Source organism: Methanomethylovorans sp., from assembly GCF_041305605.1.
Taxonomy (GTDB): Archaea; Halobacteriota; Methanosarcinia; order Methanosarcinales; family Methanosarcinaceae; genus Methanomethylovorans.
In genome coordinates this window covers 1-7657 of sequence record NZ_JBFYLB010000068.1, presented here as the reverse complement: position 1 = coordinate 7657, position 7657 = coordinate 1, and the positions used below count along the sequence as shown (strand labels likewise).

9 protein-coding genes are annotated in these 7657 nt (G+C 44.2%); 7 read left to right on the top strand and 2 right to left on the bottom strand.

The annotated features are described in order from the left end of the window. The 3 genes from ACCM36_RS04455 to ACCM36_RS04445 all read left to right on the top strand — a co-directional run. Nucleotides 1-308 (top strand): exodeoxyribonuclease VII large subunit (locus tag ACCM36_RS04455; RefSeq protein WP_370572533.1); only part of this gene is annotated, 308 nt, incomplete at its 5' end. Next, nucleotides 292-543: an exodeoxyribonuclease VII small subunit gene (locus ACCM36_RS04450; protein ID WP_370572532.1), complete on the top strand. Its 252-nt coding sequence runs from the start codon at nt 292-294 to the stop codon at nt 541-543. The genes ACCM36_RS04455 and ACCM36_RS04450, both read left to right, overlap by 17 nt. Nucleotides 544-810: 267 nt before the next feature. Next, nucleotides 811-1719, top strand: coding sequence for a hypothetical protein (locus ACCM36_RS04445; RefSeq protein WP_370572531.1), 909 nt, complete (start codon nt 811-813; stop codon nt 1717-1719). A gap of 212 nt (nt 1720-1931) precedes the next feature. On the opposite strand, the gene ccsA is transcribed toward ACCM36_RS04445, so the two are convergent. Next, entirely contained in the window at nt 1932-2990 is a 1059-nt protein-coding gene (ccsA, locus tag ACCM36_RS04440) for a cytochrome c biogenesis protein CcsA (RefSeq protein WP_370572530.1), read from the bottom strand. After that, nucleotides 2987-4054 carry a cytochrome c-type biogenesis CcmF C-terminal domain-containing protein gene (locus ACCM36_RS04435; RefSeq protein WP_370572529.1) on the bottom strand — a complete coding sequence of 356 codons (1068 nt, stop codon included), beginning with the start codon at nt 4052-4054 and terminating at the stop codon, nt 2987-2989. The genes ccsA and ACCM36_RS04435 overlap by 4 nt, the downstream gene beginning before the upstream one ends. A 217-nt stretch (nt 4055-4271) precedes the next feature. Here ACCM36_RS04435 and ACCM36_RS04430 point away from each other — a divergent pair, with 217 nt between their 5' ends. The 4 genes from ACCM36_RS04430 to argF all read left to right on the top strand — a co-directional run. After that, the gene (locus ACCM36_RS04430) at nt 4272-4799 is read left to right on the top strand and encodes a CDP-2,3-bis-(O-geranylgeranyl)-sn-glycerol synthase (RefSeq protein ID WP_370572535.1); all 528 of its coding nucleotides are present in this window, start codon (nt 4272-4274) and stop codon (nt 4797-4799) included. 35 nt (nt 4800-4834) lie between these two features. Continuing rightward, entirely contained in the window at nt 4835-5374 is a 540-nt protein-coding gene (pyrE, locus tag ACCM36_RS04425) for an orotate phosphoribosyltransferase (RefSeq protein WP_370572528.1), read from the top strand. A 206-nt stretch (nt 5375-5580) separates the two neighbouring features. After that, nucleotides 5581-6888: a phosphoribosylamine--glycine ligase gene (gene purD, locus ACCM36_RS04420; protein ID WP_370572527.1), complete on the top strand. Its 1308-nt coding sequence runs from the start codon at nt 5581-5583 to the stop codon at nt 6886-6888. 31 nt (nt 6889-6919) lie between these two features. Continuing rightward, the coding region (argF, locus tag ACCM36_RS04415) for an ornithine carbamoyltransferase (protein ID WP_370572526.1) at nt 6920-7657 on the top strand (738 nt) is incomplete at its 3' end.

The following is a 7657-nucleotide window of genomic DNA, read 5'->3' as shown; positions in this document are numbered from 1 at the left end:
AGCGCTATCAAAGAATTGATGAGCTGGTCACAGCTATGGAAAAGGATGTTAAATATGACCTTGGGTCCAGAGAAATGCTGCTTAAGGTGCTGGCAGGCCGTATGAATGCGGTGAATCCGCTCAATACTCTGGAAAGAGGATACTGCATAGCAATGTCCCATGAGGTCGTTGTCAAGAGTATCGGTGCCGTACATGCAGGCTCCAGGCTTGATCTAAGGGTCACTGACGGCACTATAATTTGTGATGTTATAGAAAAGGTTGAGGTCGAACATGGCAGGCAGGAGGAAAAAGATGGATGCAAGTCCTAATGAAGAAGGCATCGTTGAGAGTTTAAGCTTTGAAAATGCGCTTGAAAAGCTGGAAGGGCTGGTCGAGAAACTGGAAAAGGGAAATCTGACTCTGGATGAAAGCCTTGAAACATTTGAGCAGGGAATGAAGTTCGCACGTGTCTGCAGCCAGAAACTTTCAAAAGCCGAGAGCAGGATAGAACAACTGGTCCTGGAGAATGGGGAGCTGAGGGCAAAGCCTTTCACAGAAGGTTGACCGGTTTCAGCAAGCCTTTATCTTACAAAAACCATTCTCTTATGTTCAGTAATAAGGGCAAACAGGTCACAGGTCTGTAAAGTTATAAACAGAATAGTGGAGAAGGCAGGAGTCGATTAGAAGCTCGGATGTCACAGCTTCAGACGTTCCAGAGCCGAATATCTGCTATCAAAAGGGCTGGATATAGCATACGTGTCTAAGCTTGAAGTAAATACTTATCCCATTCCTCACTTTTGAGAGTTTTTATATATAGAGGTGAAGTAAACAATGAAACAGTATATTTATTTTGATAAAGAACGGATAGAATCTTTGGTGGCACAGATTTCTCATGGAATTGATGACTCATTTCAGATATCCCAGGAAAGAGGACATGGGGATGAAATAGAGAAAAGTGAAAGTGTAAAAGGAAACGTTGAAGGTGGTATAAATGTGTTTGGTACGAAAATAGGAGGTGCTGTCGCTGGAGAGGATATGCAATCAAAGAGAAATTCAGAGAATGAATTGTTTAGGGAAATCCATAACAAAAGGTTGCATGATTTTATATTTGATAATTTGGTATCACATTTAGAATCCACTAATAAATTTAATCCTTCTGAAATGAAGGCTGGTTCTTTTATAAAAGATGAAGATAGCTTGCAAATAATAGATTTTGAGTATCTTGAGAGCTTTTTTAAAGAAAACTCAGTTATTTCATTTTTAAAAGATACTCAAGAAAAAGAAATTCTTAATTCTGCAAAAATTGAGCAAGAAAAAAGGTCTATGGAAAAAATGTCTAGTGAACAGAAGCGAAAGAATGAAGCCGAGATTAAAAAGAGGGTCACTGAAGAGATCTATCAAATGAATGAACAATATATTTTTGTCGAAAAAATTATTGGAGCAATAAAAGCAATAATACCTTACAACAGAATGGCATTATCTTCAAAGGGTTTTTTAATGCCTCTCGAAGATAAATGCTTCCGTGATAATCCAAACCTTCTCGGTTTAAAATATGGAGGCTCATTTCATTATATTGGGTATATTACTAACATAATTGATGCAAACACAAAAGCCGAGGACAACAAAAATGTGTTCGGCGAAATGCAGAAAGCAGTTAATGAAGTATTATTAAAGTTGTTACCTACTGATGTGAATAAAATATACATTTTACATCCATTGGGACTATATTTTGAATCCTAAATTATTCTACAATTTATCTATCTCTGAGACCTTCCCCCGCGGCACGACTGAAGGTCTCAGTCCAGAACCCCATAACTTCCTGCATACTTGTACATTTTCCAAATTTCTTATCAAAAGCCATTACAAAGTAAGCCTACAGGCTTGGTGAAAGCACCAAGCCTATCACTGAATGCCAATAATTGACCTTTCAGATACTCATTTCTGGCGGTTCTTCAATCTTCTTCAAAATATCTCTTTGCAAGCAGGAATGTACTCGATAGTATCAGTACACTTAAAAATACTGCTATAATGGCACTTTCGGCAGTGAAATCCTGCCAGGAATGTACAGAGGTCCACATACCGCTTCTGGTGACAAAGGTTGCGAACACCACCATTATAAAAGAGGTCACTGCAAGCAAAGGTGCAACAAACCCGTATTCTCCTTGTCTGTAACGTAGCTGTGCATGCAGGTATGCTGTTGCGGTTATCCAGGGCAGCAGTGATGACGTTTCTACCGGGTCCCAGCTCCAGAACCATGCTCCCCATCCGAGGACTTCATAGGCCCAGAAACCGCCAAGTCCTATGCCCAATGTGAGGAACAGCCAGGAGATCCTCATCCAGTTCGTGGCAATGGCTTCCCATCTTTTATCATGTGTCAGCAAGTTGCCTATTGCAGCAGCAAAAGGTATTGTGAAAGCAGCATATCCAAGGAACAGCATGGGCGGGTGCACTGCCATCCAGGGGTTACGCAGCAGCGGATTCATTCCCTGGCCGTAAGGAACATCATACATCTGCACGAACGGATCCCAGTTAGTGACCTCAACACTGCTTCCGGAAAGCACATGATATGCTGAAAACGGATTCTTCAATACCAGCAATCCCAGGAACACGCATACAACAGACAATGATATAAGGCGTGTTGTCTGCATCAATGTGGTCCCTGAAAGTCTGGAAGCATGGGTGTGCTCTACTATCCCGAGAATAGCCAGTATTGAAACAGCCCACAATAGCATGGATCCTTCCTGGCCTGCCCACAAAGCCGATAGCCTGTAATACCACTCAAGATCAGTGCTGGAATGCTCGAAAACGTATGAATATGAGGCGTTGACGTTGTAGAGGTGGTACATCAGCAACAGCATTGAGGATCCTGCTAGCACCAAGCATGATATTTCCAGTTTACGTGAAAGTGTACCAACAGAGGTGTTGCTCTTCCGATGTTCCATATACCCGGAAAGCACAGCACCTAAAGCTGTCACAAGGGACAACCATATAAAGATCATTCCAAGATTCATTTGCGCCCTCCCCTGCTTTTTGCGGAACGAAGTTTCCTGATCTCCTGCTCCATTATTTTTTCATATCGTTTTTCAAAGAAAGCTATGTCCTTTTCTCTCCCTGATAACTGCACTATTGTGGTGCTCTCACGGGGGTTGCGATGTTCCACGATAAGCAGCGCAATGATGCCCAGCACCATCATGTATATGCCTCCCCAGAGAAGGTTTATGAAAGGAACGACACGAACATACATATCAACCTCTCCGGTTTCTTCATCAAGGGCTCTGGGAGCAATGAACAGTTCTTCTGTCAAACCCCTGTGGATGTATGTCGTGGTGTAGGTCTGTCCCCATTTGTGATCAGTGATATATTCCACACTGCCGCTTCTGGCATATCTGTTCTGATCATATATGTCGAAATCTATCCGGGTGATGTAGGAAGATGCCTGATGTTCCTGGTATGGTTCCCCTTCGAACCGTGATGCCATTGAAGTGATCTTCAGATTATAGTCCTGTAAATTCCCGGCTCCCATTTTCCCGGTATCATATACTGCCGAATCCTCAACTTTCATATTGGAACTAAGCACCACACCAAGCAGGATGCATAGTATTCCCAGATGGATCAGATGAGCAGAAAACCCCCTGTATTTTCCGTAGCCTTTCTTATTCTTGGCCGTCAGCCATATTTTGTAGGCTGTGGCTATCAAAGCCGGTATCATGAGGGCTACAGTTACATCAACAGATGTATTTGAAAAAGGGGATATGGCTACAACAGACACTACTAGTAGCAGAAACGCAGCAGTTGCCATCAATGCCTTGCGGGGTGTGACGGAACTTACCAGTAAGCATATAGTAAGTATTATTACCAGTAATACGGTAGGCAGGGCAGTTCTGGGATTGAAGTAATCGGACCCCAAAGAAAGCTCTGTGTCACTGAGGATCTTGGCAAGAAGAGGTGTCACCATGCCGGTCATTATTACCATTGCAAGCAGGATAAATGCTATTACAGCGGCAAATATGGCGTTTTTAGTTGTGAAAAGGCTCTCTTTTTCTGTCATTGCTGATCTCTCATTGTGAATCTGCATGTATGCTCACCCTATATATAGAATATAGGATAGGTATAGGATGTTGCATTACAGTGGCACTGTATTGTAGTTGCATCATATGGATGCATCAGATTATATACTTCCAATGCCACACTTTCGGTACCTTAAATACGGATAATGCATATCTCTGAGGAACTATAAAAACTGTAAATGGGTTGGTAGTACGATAGAAACAGTGATCATAGCTCTCTGGCTGATGTTGCCTGCTTATATCCCTAATTCAATGGCTGCGGTGTTTGGCGGTGGGCGTCCGATAGATGGGGGCAGGGTCATGAAGGATGGCAGGCGAATTTTAGGCGATGGTAAGACTTACAGAGGTCTGTTCGCCGGTATCGTGTGCGGTGTGCTCCTGGGCTTACTGCAGACTGCCTTGCTCATTCCCGTATCGGAATTGCTGGATATTTCCTTCCCCTCCTTTTCAGGCAGCGGATCTTCAACTATGGTGGTCCTTTTGTCCCTTGCCTCCGGTTCCCTTTTTGGTGATATGTTCAAGAGTTTCTTTAAACGCAGGCTTGGAATGCAAAGGGGAGCTTCATTACCACTTGTGGACCAGCTTGATTTTGTACTGGGTGCATGGATATTTACATATCTGTCCTGTACCGGGTGGTTCATAATGAATTTTACCCGGAATGTTATGATCGCTGTATTGGTCATCTCTCCACTGCTCCACCTTACAACGAATGTTATCGGTTATCTGATCGGGGTGAAGAAAGAGCCCTGGTAAAGTCTTCCATGTATTTATTGATCATGGTGATCCGGATGAATATAGAAAATGACAGAAAATCTCTCCTTATAACTGCCCTTAAGAAGTGCGGGGCTGTGAAATTTGGTGATTTTACTCTTGCTTCAGGCAAGAAGAGCAAATACTATGTAGATATTAAAAAAGCAAGTACCGATCCAGCTACTCTTACAGTGATAGCAGAACAGGCAGCTTCTCTGATACTTAATGATGAAGTGGATATGGTTGGTGGCGTAGCTTTAGGTGGCGTTCCTCTTGCAACGGCAGTTTCGCTTAGATCAGGCCTTCCACTTTTGATCGTTCGTAAAGAAGAAAAGGGATATGGAACAGGAGGTCGTTTTATAGGCGATCTCAAGGAAGGATCGCGTGTGATCCTGATAGAGGATGTAACTACCAGCGGTGGATCAGTAAAGGATGCAATAGCTGCTATCCGCGGAGCGGGCGGTATTGTGGATACTGTTATCACTGTGGTTGACCGTGAGGAAGGGGCTCAGCAGAGCCTTGCAGCACTGGGTGTGAAGCTTATTCCTCTTGTAGGTGCCAGTGATCTTATCCAATGAAAGGTTGAGCAAGGTAGAAAAAATAAGTAAATTATTTATCTGAATATGAGAAAGAGTCCGTAGTATTTAGTGCCATCTATCTTAACTATGGTCCAAGGGATCTAATACTAAATAAATATCAACTATGTTCAATGTGATGATCAGGTAACAATTGGAGAATATCACTTCAATATTCAAAAGAGTTTTTAATTGACGAGGTTTTGTAAATGAACGTTCTAGTTATCGGTGGCGGAGGAAGAGAACATGCGATCGCGGCAGCAATTGCACAAAGCAGAAAAGATCATGTCATTTTTGCTGTGATGGCAAAGAAGAATCCCGGCATTGCCGGGCTTTGTCAGGATTTCCTCCTGGAAAAGGAAACCGATGTAAAGAAGGTTGTTGCTTATGCAACTGCCAATAACATTGATCTTGCTTTCATTGGGCCAGAGGCTCCTCTTGCAGCCGGGCTTGCAGATGCGCTGGCAGATGTAGGTATCGGTGTTGTTGGTCCAAGGAAAGCAGTGGCCCAGATAGAGTTCGATAAAGCATGGGCAAGGAACTTCATGAGAAAGCATGCAATCGCAGGTTGCCCTGTATTCGAGGTGTTTACTGAAAAAGAACCGATGTTCGATTTCATTGCAAAGCTCGGCAACGTAGCGATAAAGCCAGCAGGCCTTACCGGTGGTAAAGGTGTAAAGGTTATGGGCGACCAACTTCCCACTCTCAAGGATGCTCAGGAATATGCTGCTCAGCTTCTTGGGTCAGGAAGTGTGGTAGTAGAAGAGAACCTTGTCGGTGAAGAATTCACATTGCAGGCTTTTGTTGATGGTGACCACCTTGCGTTCTCGCCTACGGTGCAGGACCACAAGAGAGCCTTTGAAAATGACCTGGGCCCCAATACCGGAGGGATGGGTGCTTACACTAATGCCGGAGAGGTCCTGCCTTTCCTGTGTGCAGAAGATGTGGAGCAGGCAAAACGTATCATGCAGCACACGGTAAAAGAGCTCTACGCAGAGACTGGTGTGAAGTACAAGGGTGTACTTTATGGCCAGTTCATGATCACAAAGAATGGTCCGCGGGTAATAGAGTTCAATGCCAGGTTCGGTGATCCGGAGGCTATGAACGTACTGCCTCTTCTGGAGACGGATATAGTGGATGTTATGTCTGCTGTGGTGAATGGAACTCTTGACAAACTGTCAGTGAAGTTCAGTAAAAAGGCAACAGTGTGCAAGTATGCAGTGCCTGCCGGATATCCTGACAATCCTTCTAAGGATAAGGAGGTATCTGTAGGGGACGTAGGTGATGCACTTGTATTCTATGCAAGCGTGTACGAAGTGGACAGTAAGATCTACACTACAGGTTCCCGCGCAATAGCTGTTGTAGGGATTGCGGATTCCATTGCCAAAGCAGAGAAGAAAGCTCAGGAAGCACTCGATAATATTATCGGAGACCTGCATTCCAGAAGGGATATAGGTACTGCTTCACTTATCCAGAAACGTATCGATCATATGAAAGAAATAAGGGGTAAATTATGATCCCCACAGATAATAAACATGGGTTGATTGTATGAAGCATCTCATTTCCTTCGCAGACCTCACCCATGATGAGGTCACTGAACTGCTTGACATGGCAGAGGTTCTGAAAGAAAAGCGTACTCGTGGGAAGCTCACAGACCTTTTGAAGAACAGGACTCTGGCCATGCTGTTTGAAAAGTCGTCCACCCGTACCAGGGTCTCCTTTGAGGTATCCATGGCTGATCTGGGCGGGCAGTCCATCTTCCTGTCTTCCAAGGACCTGCAGATCGGACGTGGAGAGACTATAGCTGATACTGCTGTTGTTCTTTCCCGATATGTGCACTGTATCACTGCAAGGGTGAACAAGCATAGTACTATCCTTGAAATAGCTGCCCATTCTTCCGTACCGGTGATCAATGCTCTTTCGGATGTGGAACATCCATGCCAGATCCTTTCTGACCTGCTTACCATCAGGGAATATAAGAATCATTTCAAGGGATTGAAGTATGTGTGGGTAGGTGATGGCAACAATGTGTGCAATTCAGCTATCCTGGGTTGTGCAATTGTGGGCATGCAGATGGTAGTGGCCTGCCCGCCGGGCTATGAGCCAGATGAGAAGATCGTTAAGCAGGCCATAGAGCTTGGAGGTGATATTACCATTACCAATGACCCACTCGAGGCTGCAAAGGGTGCAGATATACTTTACACAGATGTGTGGGTTTCCATGGGCGATGAGGATGAGATCGAGAGGCGTCTGAACGACCTTAAGGATTACCAGATCAGCTCCGAG